15 protein-coding genes are annotated in these 15,072 nt (G+C 54.3%); 5 read left to right on the top strand and 10 right to left on the bottom strand.

All coding sequences use genetic code 11. The features are described 5' to 3' along the window. Positions 1-54 precede the first annotated feature (54 nt). A complete protein-coding gene (locus tag V3O24_RS17770; protein WP_331308232.1) occupies positions 55-708 on the bottom strand; it encodes a response regulator transcription factor in 654 nt (217 codons plus the stop codon). After that, the gene (locus tag V3O24_RS17765; RefSeq protein ID WP_331308231.1) at positions 705-2,057 is read right to left on the bottom strand and encodes a histidine kinase; all 1,353 of its coding nucleotides are present in this window, start codon (positions 2,055-2,057) and stop codon (positions 705-707) included. The genes V3O24_RS17770 and V3O24_RS17765 overlap by 4 nt, the downstream gene beginning before the upstream one ends. Positions 2,058-2,263: 206 nt before the next feature. Here V3O24_RS17765 and V3O24_RS17760 point away from each other — a divergent pair, with 206 nt between their 5' ends. The 4 genes from V3O24_RS17760 (at position 2,264) to V3O24_RS17745 (ending at position 5,696) form a co-directional block, all read left to right on the top strand. Then, entirely contained in the window at positions 2,264-2,701 is a 438-nt protein-coding gene (locus V3O24_RS17760; protein WP_331308230.1) for a regulator, read from the top strand. A 476-nt stretch (positions 2,702-3,177) separates the two neighbouring features. After that, positions 3,178-3,690, top strand: a complete 513-nt coding sequence (locus V3O24_RS17755) for a DUF2380 domain-containing protein (protein ID WP_331308229.1) — start codon at positions 3,178-3,180, stop codon at positions 3,688-3,690. Between the two features lie 238 nt (positions 3,691-3,928). Next, positions 3,929-4,549 carry a TetR/AcrR family transcriptional regulator gene (locus V3O24_RS17750; RefSeq protein ID WP_331308228.1) on the top strand — a complete coding sequence of 207 codons (621 nt, stop codon included), beginning with the start codon at positions 3,929-3,931 and terminating at the stop codon, positions 4,547-4,549. Positions 4,550-4,562: 13 nt separating this feature from the next. After that, positions 4,563-5,696: a methyltransferase gene (locus V3O24_RS17745; RefSeq protein ID WP_331308227.1), complete on the top strand. Its 1,134-nt coding sequence runs from the start codon at positions 4,563-4,565 to the stop codon at positions 5,694-5,696. A 28-nt stretch (positions 5,697-5,724) separates the two neighbouring features. On the opposite strand, the gene V3O24_RS17740 is transcribed toward V3O24_RS17745, so the two are convergent. From V3O24_RS17740 to V3O24_RS17725, 4 genes are all read right to left on the bottom strand, one after another. Then, on the bottom strand, positions 5,725-6,516 hold the full coding sequence (locus V3O24_RS17740; protein WP_331308226.1) for an MOSC domain-containing protein: 792 nt from the start codon (positions 6,514-6,516) through the stop codon (positions 5,725-5,727). Between the two features lie 47 nt (positions 6,517-6,563). Further along, a complete protein-coding gene (locus V3O24_RS17735; protein WP_331308225.1) occupies positions 6,564-7,217 on the bottom strand; it encodes a recombinase family protein in 654 nt (217 codons plus the stop codon). A gap of 53 nt (positions 7,218-7,270) precedes the next feature. Beyond that, entirely contained in the window at positions 7,271-8,257 is a 987-nt protein-coding gene (locus V3O24_RS17730) for an FAD-binding oxidoreductase (protein WP_331308224.1), read from the bottom strand. Between the two features lie 178 nt (positions 8,258-8,435). Next, a complete protein-coding gene (locus tag V3O24_RS17725) occupies positions 8,436-8,810 on the bottom strand; it encodes a group 1 truncated hemoglobin (protein WP_104422666.1) in 375 nt (124 codons plus the stop codon). A gap of 197 nt (positions 8,811-9,007) precedes the next feature. On the opposite strand from V3O24_RS17725, the gene V3O24_RS17720 reads away from it, so the two are divergent. Then, the gene (locus V3O24_RS17720; RefSeq protein WP_331308223.1) at positions 9,008-9,466 is read left to right on the top strand and encodes an Rrf2 family transcriptional regulator; all 459 of its coding nucleotides are present in this window, start codon (positions 9,008-9,010) and stop codon (positions 9,464-9,466) included. A gap of 9 nt (positions 9,467-9,475) precedes the next feature. On the opposite strand, the gene V3O24_RS17715 is transcribed toward V3O24_RS17720, so the two are convergent. From V3O24_RS17715 to V3O24_RS17700, 4 genes are all read right to left on the bottom strand, one after another. Next, entirely contained in the window at positions 9,476-10,702 is a 1,227-nt protein-coding gene (locus V3O24_RS17715; RefSeq protein WP_331308222.1) for an HlyD family secretion protein, read from the bottom strand. 196 nt (positions 10,703-10,898) lie between these two features. Continuing rightward, a complete protein-coding gene (locus V3O24_RS17710) occupies positions 10,899-12,362 on the bottom strand; it encodes an efflux transporter outer membrane subunit (protein ID WP_331308221.1) in 1,464 nt (487 codons plus the stop codon). Between the two features lie 59 nt (positions 12,363-12,421). Then, positions 12,422-14,017: an MFS transporter gene (locus V3O24_RS17705; RefSeq protein ID WP_331308220.1), complete on the bottom strand. Its 1,596-nt coding sequence runs from the start codon at positions 14,015-14,017 to the stop codon at positions 12,422-12,424. Further along, a complete protein-coding gene (locus tag V3O24_RS17700) occupies positions 13,998-14,987 on the bottom strand; it encodes a hypothetical protein (protein ID WP_331308219.1) in 990 nt (329 codons plus the stop codon). The genes V3O24_RS17705 and V3O24_RS17700 overlap by 20 nt, the downstream gene beginning before the upstream one ends. Between the last annotated feature and the right edge of the window lie 85 nt (positions 14,988-15,072).

Below are 15,072 nucleotides of genomic sequence, written 5' to 3'. Positions count from 1 at the left end.
AGATCGCGGAGAAGTCGGCATTGCGCTGACTTTTTTGGCTATCAATTAAAAGAATCAACCGGGGGCGGACAACTCCAAAAGATCCAGCACATTCAATTTAATCGCCAGCCGCGTCAATTCAATATCGCTGGCAACGCCGAGTTTGCGCTTGATCAGGTAATGGCAATTACCCGCGGTTTTTGGGCTGATGTTCAGGGTTTGGGCAATTTCATCGTTGCTCCGCCCGTCGACCAGCAAACGCAGTATCTCGAATTCACGCACCGTCAATGTTTCCAGCGCGATACGTTCGCTGCCGAGTTTTTCCAGGGCCAAGGCCTGGGCGATGTCGGCGCTCAAGGCGTGCCGGCCGGCATATACCTCGTGTATCGCGCGTAACAACTCCTCGGGCTGGCTGCTTTTGGTCACGTAGCCCAAGGCCCCGGCCCGCATGGCCTGCCCAGCAAAACCGGGGTTTTGATGCATGCTGAACACCAGGATTTTGGCATCGGCGCGGCGTTGCCTGATACGGGCAATCAGTTCCAGGCCGCTGCTGCCGGGCAGGGAAATATCGGTAATTACCAGATCCGGCTGGAATTCCTTAAACAACCGATAAGCCTGAGCGCTATCGCCCGCTTCCGCAACCACTTGCAAACCGGGCTGCTTTGCCAGCAAAGAGCGGTAGCCTTCGCGGACGATGGCGTGGTCGTCGACCAGCAGAATGCTGATCATATGCTCGCCTCAGTCATCGGCAACCGGACTTCAACGATCAGGCCGTGAGGCTCTGCAATCGCCAAGCTCAGTCGTCCGTGCAAAGCGGCAGCCCGTTCACGGATGCCCAATAAGCCGATGCCGCCGGTATCGGTAAACGGTAATTCCGTGGCGATGCCATCGTCTTTGACGGTCAAAACCGCCGCCTCCGGGCTGATAGTTACGCCAATGCCGACGCCGGATGCCGCCGCATGTTTGGAAATATTGGTCAGGCATTCCTGGGTGATCCTAAACAAGGTTACCGCCTGGGCTTCCGGCAATGCTGCGCAATCGCCGTCGATGCTTAAACGGTAGCGGGTCTTGCCGCCGCCACGCCCATTCCAGCCTGCAACCAGGCTGTTGAGGCTGGCGGCCAAGCCCAACTCGTCGAACTCGGCCGGACGCAGCCGGCCGAGCAAGTCGCGCACACTACCCAGCATATGCGCGGTGATGCGGCTGATGTGATCGGCTTCATCGACCAAGTCTGGGCATTGCTGTGCCGCCGTTTGTTTGATGGACGCAGCAACGGCGTTGATAGCCGCCAGACATTGGCCGAACTCATCGTGCAGTTCCCTGGCCAAATAACGGCGCTCTTCTTCCTGAACATTGATTGATTTCACGATCAACTTTTGCCGCTCTTCCAGCAGCTGTTGCTGACTGGCCGCCAACTGGTTGATCGCTGAGCCAATACGTTGCCATTCATTCAGTTCAAACGGCGGCAGGCGGTAAGCCAGACGGCCTGTTTCCATGTCTTCCAAACCGGCGACGATGGTTTGCGCCGGTTTCAAGGCCCTGCTGATACTCAGATAGACCAGCAGGCAGACCGCCGAAACCGTAACGGTGGACAGCGTCATCAGGTTGCGGGTTTTATTCCAGGCTTCCGCTATTTCCAGCTCGGCGCTAGGCGTCACCGTTAGCGAGCCGTAAACCCGGTCACGCAGCATGATCGAGCGTAGCCCCGGCCTGCCGGGATTAAAAATCCGCCGGTAAATCTTTTCAAAGCCTGCCGGCCAATCGGCATCCACCGTTTTTGCGCCGTTGCATACGCTGTGCGACGCCGCACTGTCGGCAGCCGCATAAGCTACGCAAATGCCGGGCTGGCTGCCGTTTTGCTTCCATAGTTCGAAATCCGGAAACGGATTGGTGCGGCCAATGCCGGCCTCGATCAGCATCAATTGGGACTCCAGCTGCCTGCCCAGACCTTCGGCCATCTGCTTTGTCGCTTGTTCGGCCTGCCGGTGGCTTTGGTACAGCGAATAGGATGCGATCACCAGCAAGCACAGCAAGGCAACCATCGCGATACGGTACAGTAAATGCAGTTGTAGATTCATGGTATGCCTATGTGAGTGAATCCCGGAGCGTTGCATTCTAATGGTCGGCAACCCCGCTGAAAAGCATCGTCCGACAAGCGGGCAAATTGCCCGTGTTTTTCGGGCAAATGTCTGCTTACGACAAACCGGATAGTGCATAAGCTGTAGTTGTCTGATCAGTTCGGCAAAAACTACCTATTTACAACTTCTTTCAAGAGGACGCACACATGCCCAAACATTTTTTCGACGACAGCCACATCCAATGGCAAAGCCTGGCGGGTTTCGACCATTTGCACTATTCGATTCTGGATATCGACGAACATAACAAAATCATCGACGTGCTGTTTAAGTTTGCCGCGGGTCAGCAGATCGTTTTGCACAGGCACAAAGCCCTGAATAATCTCTTCGTAATCCAGGGAGAACATCGCATTTACAAAGCCGATGGAGAGCTCAAGGAAATACGGGCGGTCGGCAGCTACACCATCAGCTTGCCCAGCGATGAACCGCATCGGGAAGGCGGCGGCGATTGCGATGTCATCGTCTTTTTCAGCATTCGCGGCAGCGACGGCGTTCTCTACGAGATTCTTGACGACGAGCTGAATGTCATTGCGACGCTCGGCATGCAGGACTTTATCGGCTTACACAAAAACCAAATTCAGGGGTAAGCATTCAAGCGCTATCGATAGGGTTGAAACATTGTATGTAACTGATGTTACGCAGTTATTCGAATTTAGACTGCATTAACATTTTTATTATTAAAAGTGTCGCTACCGCGACAATTATCTGAATCGGGTTCTCGCACCCGAAGGCGAGTTACTTTCTTTTGCTTCGCCAAAAGAAAGTAACCAAAGAAAAGGCGACCCGGTTGCCGCTTACTTCCTGTGCTCCTCGCTTTTATCGAGGGTCAGCAGAAGGGGCTCTTGCCCCTCTGCTGACGTGCGGCATCCCTGCCGCACCCCTACGGGCTGTTCTCGATAAAAGCTCCGGTGCTCGGCGCGGCAGACGGGAGAAATACTATCCGTGCGTAACATCAGGTATGTAACTAAAATCATTCCCCAAAGAGATAAGGCACGGCTGGCAATCGCTCAAATCGGCGGCCTTGAATGCGATTTAACCGCTCATTAAATAGAGGAGTTCGCTCATGAACATCAATAAATTGGTTCTTTTCATTCTAGTCTTTAGCGTCTTGTTAACCGATGCGGCGACTGCTGCGACACGGATTGCCGTGCTTGATTTCGAGCTAAACGACATCACCTCCTTGCCCAATGCGCCGGCGGAACTGAAACGGACCGCATCGATGGCCCCCTTGTTGAGCAAGGCGTTAAGCCAAATAGATGCTTACGAGATCGTTCCTGTCGAAACCGGCATGCAAAAAGCCGCCAATGACAGTTTTGGCTATCTATTCCGTTTTCATGATCTGGCTGCGCAATTAGGCCGGCGACTCGGCGCAGACTGGATAATCGTCAGCCAGCACAGCAAACCCAGCTTTCTATTTTCTTATTTGTGGGTTTATTTAATCGACGTTAAAAAACAGACGGCCGTTGCCCGCTATGACATTGAGCTGAAAGGCAGTCATGAAAAAGTGACCGAACACGCGGTTGCGTCACTAGCCGGGAAAATCCAGGCGACGATTTCCGGTATTGACAAAAGATAGATCGAAACAAATTTTCAGGAAAGCGTGTTTAAAGGGTTCTCGCAAAGGAGATTGCAGATAAACAAGGCGCTATCGCTCACTGCGATCAACAAAGTCAGCAGCGGTCTTGGCGGCGATTTCGTAAGGCGCTAATGTAGAAAAGCGCTCAATCAAACCGCCTAAGTTGATTGACGAAACTTCTGGTGACGGCGATTTGCAACTGCTAATCTAAATTCACTATCTGCTACTGGAGAATGTGATGTTTAGCGCCCCCGAGTTTACTCCCGATCCCGTGCGTGAACGGCTGCTCAAAGCCGCTCTCGACAGTTTTCTGTCCGACGAATATCACAAGGTCACGACCCGCCTGATCGCAGAAAAGGCCGACGCCAATATTTCGATGATCCGTTACTACTTTGGCAACAAGGAAGGCCTGTACGAAGAGATGATCCGCGATACCCTGAATCCGCTGCTTAAGGCCTTGGACGGACAAATGCTGGACTCCGTTAATGGGTTTGAAGACTTCTTCAGGCTGTATTACGAAACGATGTCCAAATACCCTGAGTTTCCGAAGCTGATTCTGAAAATTCTGGCGCTTAACCAAGGACCGGGGAGGCGCTTTATCCAGCAGCTGTTGGAGCGCGGGCGCACACGCGGCGCTCAGAAAGTGCAAGACCTGAAATCCACCGGGCATGTCACCGCTTCATTAGACCCGGACATTGTGAGGATGGCGTTTGTCAGTCTGGCTATGATGCCCATGCTGCTGAAAGATGTTTTTGAAGAGCAGAGGGGGAAAGCAATGGATGCAGCATTTCTTGAAGAATTGGCTGGGTTCAATGGCCGTCTGTTTTTTGCCGGCTTGATGCCGACAACGACGGAATAACGGGAGACTTCCGATGTCGTTACAAAAAAATTCAGGTGCGGTTCGCCGCTTTGCAAAACTGATGAAGCTTGCGGCCTGGCTACAGGATATTCCCAACAAGATCACGCCGCCGCCATTCCGGCTCATCCAGATCGGTTCGGCGTTTTGGCAGTCTCGGGTGCTTTATGTCGCCACACGCCTGGATATAGCATCCGTGCTGGCGGATGAGTCTCTGGCCGTTGAAGCGGTTGCGCCACGCGTCTTCGCACAACCGGATGCGCTTTACCGTTTGCTGCGCATGCTGGCGTCCATGGGGATATTTGATGAAGTGTCGCCGCGGGTCTTCAAAAACAATGCGCTTTCCGCTTATTTGCGGGAAGACAACCCGAAGAATGTCAGAGCCATGATCCTGATGCACAACTCGATTGAGATGAGCGGGCCCTGGTATGAGCAACTGGAGCATGGAGTGCGTAGCGGGGAAGTTCCGTTCCAGCTTTCTCACGGCCGGGAACTTTATGCCTACATGGACGACCATGCCGAATTCGATGCGCTGTTTGCCCGCGCCATGGACAGTGTTGGCGCATTGACCGGCGACAGTTTCGCTACCGACTTCGATTGGCGGCGGTTTGATCGAATCATCGATGTTGGCGGCTCGAACGGAAGTAAATCATTGGCCCTGTTAAAGCGGTATCCGCATCTCACGGCTCTGGTGTTTGACCGGAACCGGGTTGTTCAAACGGCGGCAAGCCATTGGATTGGCAAAGAATCGCCGACTCTTCTGTCCCGGTTAACCTTCCAAGCCGGGGACTTGCTCGATTCGGCTCCCGCAGCCAAAAGCGATAAAGACATCTACTTGCTGAGCGCCGTTCTGCATGGGATGGATGACGGGAACTGCGTCAAAGTGCTGCGCAATCTGAGCACTGCAAGTGCCGGTACCGGTGCCCGCATTGCACTGATGGAATTGGTTGTTTCGGAATTGAGCGTCGATTTTTCCAGTACGGCTTTCGATATGCAGATGTTCATGGCTACCCGAGGTAGGGAAAGAACGCTTTCTGAATGGCAAAGCCTTTTCGATCAATCAGGATTGGCGCTTGAGGAGTTGGTAAGGCTCCAATCGCTTGGCAAGATACTGGTGCTGAGACCGAAGAATGGAATCAGCGCTTTCTAGGCATGGACCAACCGCCTTTTCCGGCTTGTCAATCAAGCAGGCTGACTTTATCGCCGACTTGGATTTGACCTCCCGCGCCGCAGGGAATCATCGCGATTGCGAAAGTCGGCTTATCCTGATTAAAAGCACGGGTCAGGGTTTTAAGGATCGGCAAGTCCCGTTTGCCGGAGCTGGGATTCGCCTGGGTAGCAAGACATCGGGTCTTCGGCATCGCAACGACGAAGTCAACTTGGCCGATACGAATCTTACGCTCCGTCCAGCTTTGCTCTTCCCAGGCAGCCAGGCCGTCGATAACGATGTTTGAGCGGAAACGAAGCTCGCTGAGATCGTGGTCGCCGACGGCGTCGCCGACAGCCGCCAAGCTTGCGCGGCTGTGCAGCGTTATCTGGCCCGCCTCGCTGTCCTGATAGCGGGGCGTAACGCCGTTGCCGACCAATCGCAACGGCAGCCGGTCCGGGTGAGCGGAAAGCGGATTTTCGTCCAGCTTGAGCACATACTTTTCGATAGCGGCGGCAATGTTCTTGCGGCCTTGTTGATCCAGAACGTCATTGACCAAAACGGTGTTATCCAAGCCGATGCTTAATCTGAGCGCCTTATGGTCAAAGCGGAGTCGAAGGCGAGCTATGCCGGGCGTGTTTACCAGGGCAATGAATTCGTGCTTTTTACTCCAGGCGTCATCCGTTGCGGTTGAATTGGCGAAGCGGAAGCCGAGAACCCGGTCGCCGGCGATTCGGCCTTCATCGAGGACGTCGACAACGTTACACGCTTCGGGCGTGAAACCTTTTACTGGATAACGATATAAGGCAACGACACGGGGCATAAGCCGGTTCCAGGGAGAGTAGTGTAGGTTGTGATAAACGAAGGATGCTAGGATTTAGAAAACCGGCTGATTTTTGTCTTCTTCAAGCCGTGTTTTTTCATCCAATTAGACAAATTAGCCCCGGTGGTGTTGTAGCGCTCCGCGATGGCTTTTTTGGTCATGCCGCTTTCCAGCAGGCGCTCTATTTCCGCCCGAAAGGCGTCCAGTTTACTCTTGCCGGGGCCTTTCGGGCGGCCAATCTTGATCCCTTGTGCTTTTTTTCTACACAAGCCTTTCTTGATTTTATAGGAAATCAAATCCCGCTCAATCTCTGTCGCCATCGAAAATGCCAGTGATATTTTGCTTTGAAGGCTTTGATCGAGTTGCCAATTGCCTTTGACGGAATAGACGTAGATTCCTTTGAATGTTACCAGCGATAAAATTTCCATGCATTCAAGCATGCTGCGGCCCAATCGAGAGAGTTCGGTCACGATGATGACATCGTTGGCTTGCAATTCGCCCAACAATCTGGCGATTTGGCGTTCCCGCCAAGGGATGCCGCCCGCGACAATCTCTTCAGTAAAATGCACTTTCCCAAGATCGTGCTGATTGGCAAAGTGGAGGATGTCCGTTTTGTTTTTTTCGAGGTTTTGAGCGCACGTCGATACCTGAGGCAAATAAGCAACAGTCTTCCGTGCTGATGATGCGGTCTGGCTTGGCATGTTTCACCTGATTCTCTTGTTGTTCATTCGATCGTTTCCGGTCAACTAAACAGTCAGGTCGAAGACTGACTGACATTGAACGCATCGGCATAAATATCCTTCATCGATGCGCCGGCCATAAAGGCGTTCCGCTTGGCGGTTTTGACCATTTCAGGATGCCCGCAAAGAAACACACGCCAGTTCTTCAGGTTGGGGATGTGCCGAAAAGCCACGTCATGAACCCGGCCGGCAGCAAAATGATGGGCTACGTCTCCGCCTGAAAGGCAAGGGATATAATCGAAATTCGGGTATTGCCTGACCAGATCGCGCAGCTCTCCGGTCAGGTAGAGTCCGTTTTGGTCGCGGCTGCCGTGGAACAACCGGATAGGGCCGGTATGACCCTGGCTGAGAGCGTCGCGGATGATGCCGTAGAGCGGCGCAAGCCCGGAACCGGTGCCGATCAGAACCAGACCCTGTTCGGCATTGCCGGGCGTGTAAAAACAGTCGCCGCCGGGACCGCGAATCTGGACCGTCTGGCCGGGACGCAATTCCTCATGTATCCAGCCGCTTACCCGGCCTTGCGGCAGGCGGCGGACATGGAGGTGAAGGTGGTCGTCTTCATGCGGCACGCTGGCCAGCGAGTAACTGCGGCCAACCGACTGATCCTGGAACAGGTTGATGAATTGACCGGCCCGGTAATCGATCGGCGCATGGCATTCGAGAGCGACATACATGATTTCCGAATTGAGCAATTTCAGGCTTTTGACGGTGGCCGGAATAACCGCCTGGATGTCATCGTCGTCAGGCAGCGCGACTTCAAGATCCGTGTCAGGATGACAAACGCAAGCGAGAAAATAGTTCTGGAGCTTCAGCGTATCTTTCAAGCCTTGCTGCGAAGCCTCAGGCGGCTTAGTGCCTCCGGTGGCGCGCATCAGGCAGGTCTGGCAGACGCCGCTGCGGCAGGAAAAAGGAACGGGTACACCGCGGTCGGTTAAACAATCCAGAACGGATTGGTTTTCACCCAGTTCGAAGTTGTCTTTTGCATAACGAATATTAGCCATGGCGGCGCACCTGTTTCTAGGGTCAAGACTTAGGATTTGGTTAGTTCATTTCCCGACATCGGGCGGGTAAAATTTTTCCGTTCGCCCTTCGATAAGGCTCTCCTGAACGTAGTCTAAGGGTTCAGCACGAACGGTTTAGGCCGAAAATAGTGATTTCGGGAGGTTTTTAACCAAGTCCTTAACGGTTCAGCACGTCGTTTCGTGTGCTTTCGGCGATGGCGGCAACCTGGGCTATCAGCTCCTCTTTTACGCCCAACTCGCGAAGCGTCGCGCCGAGGTCTTCGATCACCGCATCGACATGGCTGTCATTCAGGCCGCGCTCGACCAAGTGGGCATGACCGCGACGCATATCCAGGCCGCTGTAATTGTGCGGTCCGCCGAAAGCCATGGTCAGGAATGATTTTTGTTTTGCTGCCTGAGTTTCCATATTCACGCCTTCGAAAAAAGAGCTGATGCGGTCGTCGCTCAACACTTTGCGGTAAAAAATATCGACGGCGGCATTGACGGCGGCTTCGCCGCCCAATTTCTCGTACAAGGATTCTTGTTGTGACATATTTTTCTCCAAATAATTAAAAAGGTGTTTAAAATGCATCTTAAAAGTCACAGCTTGCAAAGGCGCTGTGGCAACTTGTGGATATAAGATGTATTTATAATGTATCTTATTGTCCGATTATTAAATCGTCAAGCTCTATCTTTCAGTTTTTTTAAGCATTAACTGAAAAGCGGGCTTGATTTGAAGGAGTATCAACTATGCAGCTTACGCAATTCACCGATCTTTCACTGCGCCTGCTGATTTATCTTGCCCGCCTGCCGGAACCGGGTATGGCGACGATTTCAGAGATCGCCGAGTATTATCAAATTTCCCGCAACCATTTGGTGAAGGTGGCGAATAGCCTGGCCAACCAGGGATTCATTATGACGACCCGGGGCAAGGGCGGCGGTATCCAGTTGGCCCGGCCCGCGTACACGATAGGCGTGGGCGAAGTGGTGCGGTTGACGGAACTGAACATGAATCTGGTGGAATGCTTCGACGCCACGACCAACCAGTGCCGGCTCACCCGCAATTGTTTCCTCAAGGCTACTTTATATGAGGCGCAGCGCGCATTCATGGCTGTGCTGGACAAATACACATTGGCTGACGCGGCCCGTTTCGGCTTCAACGTCGATCTGTCAATGGTGTCCGGCGATACGCCGTCATCATCCGCCTGACGCGCAGTATTATTGCGGCGCGTTAGCATTTTTAGCGCTTACTGATTCGGGAGCTTTGCAATTTGGCTCAACCGTATCGTTGTTTTGAACTAAATTGTTCCTAATGATCTCTTCTGCCTCGGCTTGCGCATCGGCCAGTTCAGCATTGTAGATGTCGGTCCGGTATTCCTGGGTGGAAACTGCTGCAAGCGACGCGCTCGGAGGCTGCTCCGATTTTCTGACGTCGATTGAGGTCGTGGTTGAAAGTCCGGGTCGAATCGGATTTTTTACTATCTCGTCTTCCCTCAATGCAATGCGCACGGGGATGCGTTCGACGATATGGATAAAATTTCCGGCGGCGTTGTTCGGGGGTAATAAGGCGAAAACACTGCCGGTACCGGGTACCAAACCTTCTACCGTTCCATGATAGATCTGGCTCTTTCCGTACAGGTCGACGGTAATCTCCGCCGGTTGGCCGGGACGCACCTTCGCTATTTCGGTCTCCCGCAAGTTCGCCTCTACCCAAAGGTGTTCGAGCGGCACAAGCGTCATTAACGGATCGCCGGGCTGAACCCGGTTGCCGACCTGGACCTTGCGCATGGACACATAGCCTGAAACCGGAGCATGGATTTGCTGCCGCGAATAGTCAAGATAGGCGCTGATGTATTTATATTTGGCGGCTTCTACGTCGGGGTGCAGGGTCCTGTCAGTCCCTCCCACTTTGGCTTCCACGGATTTGAGCTCGGCCTCGGCCTCCCGCATCTCGGCTTCCAGAGCCGCCATCTGGTCCTCGGCATTTTGCATGGCCTGCTCGGATACGGAACCGCTTGGCAGCGCCTGCCGTAATCGAAGCACATCGTGGCGCACCTTGGCCAGCCGGGCCGAATGAGCGATCAATTTTTGACACATTTGCCGGTGTGTCGCAAAAACAGCGCCTATCTTGCGCACTGCCTGCCCCAGTTCGCCGCGGCTTTGGCCTAAAACGGTCTGGGCGCGATGCTCATCGAGACGGACCAGCAGATCGCCTTTGTTCACATATTGGCTTTCCTCGACCAGGACCTGGGTGACGATACCCGTCGCATCAGCCTCGACAGGAATAAGGTTGCCGCTGATGAACGCATTATTGCTTACAACCCGGAAGCGGCAGTAGCGCCACCAATAACCGGTATAAATTAAAGCGCATACAGCCGTTACCAGCGCAACGGATAATAAATAACGGTTGCGGCGGGTACGAATAGTCTTGGGATGATTTTTCATAGGTGTTGTCGTGAAAGTTGTAAAATCCATCTCGTTTCCGCTCCGGGGCAAGCCATGATGACTTGAACACGGTTATTGCCGCCGGAGTGCAAGCTTTGCTTGCGCTTGCAGGCGAAGCCTACATTCCACAGTCTTTGCGTTGCCCCTTCTTCACGAGGCGTGGGCGTCTTAAAGATAGAATCGCCCACGACTTCGATTAAATCCGCCATGACAACCAGCCGGACTGTTTTGGCTCGGGTGTCTGTTCGGGCGTTTTAAGGTCGTTCACGTACCCGCCGCCTAAGGCTTCCACCAAATCGACGACAGCGGCCCGCTGGTCCGCTTCCAGAGCCTTCAAGGCGTATTCCTGGCTCAGTACGGCATGTTGATGCGCCAACAACGCCCGGCGATCATCCAGGCCGCTACGAAACCGTTGTTGAGCAAGATCCAGGTTTTCGTGTTGCGCAGACAGCAAGCGGCCATGCGCTTCGAGGATGGCCTGCGTCTGCCGCCAACGGCTCAGGCTGTCGGCCGCCTCCTGTACCGCATGCAGCAGAGTTTCATTGTATAGTTCGACCGCGCCGTCGTATTCCGCCCGTTGCGCGGATAATTCGCCGCGCAGGCGCCCGCCTTCGAACCAGGGCAGGCGCAGGCCCGGCGCGATTCCGTAGGAAAAACTGGAGCCGGAGAACAGCAGGTTGGCCAGAGAACTTGCCCCTTGCGTTGTAAACCTGAGGGCGTTGACGCCGACGAACGCCGTCAGGTCGATTGTCGGCAGGAAGGCGGCTTTGCCGGCCTTGATCCGTTGCGCCGACGCCTCGGCCCGGTACAGGGCCGAAGCAAGGTCCGGCCGATGACGAAGCAACTCCAACGGCAGCTTCGCCGGAAGCTGCATTTTTTCCGCTTTGATCGTCGTGTCTGTGAACAAGTTTTTAGCCGAATCCGGGTCGCCGCCGATCAGCCGGGCCAGCAGGTTGCGCTGAATATTCAACTGATCCCGTAATCCGGCTTCTCGTTTGTTGGCCTGTTCCAATTCAATGGCCGCCTGCTTCGCTTGATCGGCCGAATCCAGTCCCAGCCGCAGTCTGGTCTCGTCGATATCGAGCAAGCCGCGCCGTAACTCAACCATGGCATGCGTCAGATCGAGCTGCTGCCGCAACGCTATGCCATGGATGTAGGATCGCGCAATCGAGCCGGTCAGTTGAAGCAGGACTCCGGCTTGTTCCGCTTTCTCGGCGTCCGCCTCGCCCAGCGCCGCTTCCAGTAGAGCGCGGTTTTTCCCCCAGAAATCAAACTGGTAGCGTAAGCTTAAGGGCGTGATGAAAGCCGCAACGATATTCTCTCCACGCAGGGCCACGTTGTAACCGTTACCCGAAAAGCGCCCTGTTTCCACGCCCGCCGCCGCATCCAGGAACGGCAGCAGCCTCGCGCCCTCGACGCGCACCAATGCCTGCGCCTGACGCAAGCGGGCTGCCGCCGCTTTCAGGCTGGGACTATCCTTTAGAGCGGTAGCCATCAGGTTGTTGAGTTCGGCGTTGCCGAATTCCCGCCACCAGCGTTCATGCGGCCAATGTCCGAGTTCACTCCGGCCTGCATGGGATAACGCGTGTTCCATCGATGGGGTGTTCAGGAATTCGGCGGGCTTATCTCCGGGCGGTATCCAGGCGCAACCGGATATCATGAGCGTAAGCCCCGCGTAGCACCCAATAAGAAACGGTTGATTTGGCATGAATCGACGCGTCATAAATCCTCGATTATTTCTTCGGACCGGATGTCCGCCTGTTCCTGCTTCGGCGTTGGATGAGGCGCTTGGTAGGTGGGGTAAGCCAGCCACACCAGTCCAGCCAGTCCGATGAACAGGTAGCTTGCCAGCAGAAAAGCATCGTTTAATGCCAGCAGGGTCGATTGTTGCTTGATGACGGCCATGAGTTTGCCGTTGACCATGCTTTTATCGAGGCCTGCGGCGGCCAGCCGCGAAGAAAATCCTTGTATCGCATCGATGGAGGCGAACTGTCGTCCGCCGAAATGATCCGCAAGATCAAGACGATGAAAAGGCGTGCGGCGAAACAGCACGACCCCTTGCAGAGTGATGCCGATTGCACCGGCGGCAAGCCGCAGGAATCCCGCTTCTTCGGCCGCGCGTATCTGTTTATCGCCATGCAGCCCGTGCAGGGTTAGTTTGGTCAGCGGGGTGAAAAACCAGCCCAGAAAAAAGCCGAGCAGCAACATGGGCCAAAAAAGCCGGTCGAATGAGCCGGGATCATCGAACAGGCCTATCCAGAAAAAGGTAGCAGAGAACCCCAGAAGATTGAGGCAGGCCAAAAGGCGGGCATCCAGGCCTTGGGGCAGCTTGTGCATCAACAGATTTACCGGAACCGCAAGCAGGATCATCGGCAGGTAAGCCATGCCGGCCAGGAATGAAGAATAGCCCAGCAACACTTGCAGTTGGACGATGAACACCGACATAAGTCCCTGGATGGACAGGAATCCCATGAACAGGCAAATCACGCCTATCGTAAAATTACGGTGGGCGAAAAGACTCAGGTTGAAGACGGGATGGGCTTCATCGAGCTCCCAGATAATGAAACAGGGCGCTGCCACGATCAGGATGGTCAACAGCGTGGACAGCAGCGGCGAATCCAGCCAGTCGACATCATTGCCCTGGTTCAGAATGGTCTGTACGCCGCCGAGAATCAATGCCAACAGCGCAAAGCCGATGCCGTCGAAATGCGCGGGTTTGTGTTCAAATCCGCGCCCGGCAAGCAATGAGCCGGTAATCCCGGCGATAGCCAAGGCAAGCGGGACATTCAGGTAAAACAGGTAACGCCAGCCCAGTTCGTCGGCGATAAGGCCGCCTATCGGAAAGCTGATCGTAAAAGGCATCAGCGTAACCAGGCCCCATATTCCCAAGCCCAACATTTTCAGCTGATCGGAATATTCTTTCAGCAGCAGGGACTGTCCGGTATAGAGCGTAACGCCGCCTGAAAATCCGAGCAGAATGCGGGCCGGAACAAACAATTCTAGGGTATCGCTGACGGCGCACAGATAAGAAGCAAAGGCATAGACGACAAACGCCGCGACAAACAGGCGGTAGCCGCCGACAAAGCCTGACAGCCAGCGGGCGATGGGAAAGGCCAGGGCCAAAGCAATGATGAAATAGGTCTGGCCCCAGGTGGTAAAACTAAATAATACCCCGCCCAGGTCGCCGGCAACATGAGGCAGCAGCGCAATATAGGCGCCGACATTGAACAGTACGATCATGTGCCCGAGGCTGAGCACGACATTAAACAGGATGAAACGCCAACCGCGCAGGCGTTTAGCGTAGGCGATGGTCATGGGGCGAATCCGCGACGGTTGGTTGGACAGGCATGTTCAGCGGTAGACCGAGTTCGTTGAAATCCTGGGAAATCAGTTGCGCGCCCATCAGGGTGACGAGCCGCTTGAACTTTTCGGCGTCATGGTCGAGCAAGGTTTGCGGCGAGTCCTCGACAGAATAGGTTTTGGCGTTGATTCTTCCGATGACTTGCCGGGTGTTCGGGTCGACCAGTTTGACCAACACCTGCAAAGAGGATTGGGCGTCAAAAATTCTATAGTTACCGATGCCCACTTCCAATACCGCATCGACATGTTCCGGGGCAAGCCGCCGGTAATCAACGGACGATATGTCCTGGTTGTACCATTGTCCAATCGCGTTATGCCAGTTGGCGGGCGTTGCGTCACGGTCTTTTTCCGCGATAGGAAGGGGGTAGTAATGATCGCTGATAACCGCCTTGGCCTGTTTTGCCTTTAGCTGCGACACGGCTTCCTGCGCCAGCGCCAGAGTCGGCGACCAGTCGCCTTGGGCTGAGGTTATCGGTGCCAAGTGAGTTGCATCCAACGCCGGGTGGGAATCCGCGACGGGCATGCCGTCGTCATTGCCGACATAGCCGGCGATTGCCACGCCTCCGGGATTCCGGTAAACCTTTTTCTCCAGCAGCAAGGGTAAAGGCATGCTTTGAAACGGGAACTGCTCGTAAACGGGGCTCCGGGTTTCAATCAGGTCGGGAATGACCTCAAGGGGCGGCGATTCTACCGGCATCACCAGGAACGAGTGAATTTTCTGTAAATCAGTTGCCGACGGTTTGATTGCTGCGGCAAGGCAACCGCTCAATGCCAAAACCAATACCGGCAATACGCCGTAACTTATTAAATGCGTTATGCGAGGCTCAGGAAGCGGTAAAAAGGGTCGTCCAAAAATATGTTCATCGTCCGGGCTGATGGAAATAACGTCATGCTTGTTAGACAAGGATTGCTGAACATGAAACATTTTTTCTCCAGGCGGCTTAAGAGCGCCGGCATTTAAAGTAATAGGAATGATTTACCGACAGCTTTTTTTCAGGGCATCGGTTTCG

The organism is Methylobacter sp. Wu8, from assembly GCF_036440755.1.
GTDB lineage: Bacteria > Pseudomonadota > Gammaproteobacteria > Methylococcales > Methylomonadaceae > Methylobacter_A > Methylobacter_A tundripaludum_A.
This window is presented reverse-complemented; position numbering and strand designations above follow the sequence as displayed.

Excerpts from the sequence above, each read along its gene's own strand:
- V3O24_RS17770 (WP_331308232.1), bottom strand. The coding sequence starts at position 708 with ATGATCAGCATTCTGCTGGTCGACGACCACGCCATCGTCCGCGAAGGC.
- V3O24_RS17765 (WP_331308231.1), bottom strand. The coding sequence starts at position 2,057 with ATGAATCTACAACTGCATTTACTGTACCGTATCGCGATGGTTGCCTTG.
- V3O24_RS17760 (WP_331308230.1), top strand. The coding sequence starts at position 2,264 with ATGCCCAAACATTTTTTCGACGACAGCCACATCCAATGGCAAAGCCTG.
- V3O24_RS17755 (WP_331308229.1), top strand. The coding sequence starts at position 3,178 with ATGAACATCAATAAATTGGTTCTTTTCATTCTAGTCTTTAGCGTCTTG.
- V3O24_RS17750 (WP_331308228.1), top strand. The coding sequence starts at position 3,929 with ATGTTTAGCGCCCCCGAGTTTACTCCCGATCCCGTGCGTGAACGGCTG.
- V3O24_RS17745 (WP_331308227.1), top strand. The coding sequence starts at position 4,563 with ATGTCGTTACAAAAAAATTCAGGTGCGGTTCGCCGCTTTGCAAAACTG.
- V3O24_RS17740 (WP_331308226.1), bottom strand. The coding sequence starts at position 6,516 with ATGCCCCGTGTCGTTGCCTTATATCGTTATCCAGTAAAAGGTTTCACG.
- V3O24_RS17735 (WP_331308225.1), bottom strand. The coding sequence starts at position 7,217 with ATGCCAAGCCAGACCGCATCATCAGCACGGAAGACTGTTGCTTATTTG.
- V3O24_RS17730 (WP_331308224.1), bottom strand. The coding sequence starts at position 8,257 with ATGGCTAATATTCGTTATGCAAAAGACAACTTCGAACTGGGTGAAAAC.
- V3O24_RS17725 (WP_104422666.1), bottom strand. The coding sequence starts at position 8,810 with ATGTCACAACAAGAATCCTTGTACGAGAAATTGGGCGGCGAAGCCGCC.
- V3O24_RS17720 (WP_331308223.1), top strand. The coding sequence starts at position 9,008 with ATGCAGCTTACGCAATTCACCGATCTTTCACTGCGCCTGCTGATTTAT.
- V3O24_RS17715 (WP_331308222.1), bottom strand. The coding sequence starts at position 10,702 with ATGAAAAATCATCCCAAGACTATTCGTACCCGCCGCAACCGTTATTTA.
- V3O24_RS17710 (WP_331308221.1), bottom strand. The coding sequence starts at position 12,362 with ATGATATCCGGTTGCGCCTGGATACCGCCCGGAGATAAGCCCGCCGAA.
- V3O24_RS17705 (WP_331308220.1), bottom strand. The coding sequence starts at position 14,017 with ATGACCATCGCCTACGCTAAACGCCTGCGCGGTTGGCGTTTCATCCTG.
- V3O24_RS17700 (WP_331308219.1), bottom strand. The coding sequence starts at position 14,987 with ATGTTTCATGTTCAGCAATCCTTGTCTAACAAGCATGACGTTATTTCC.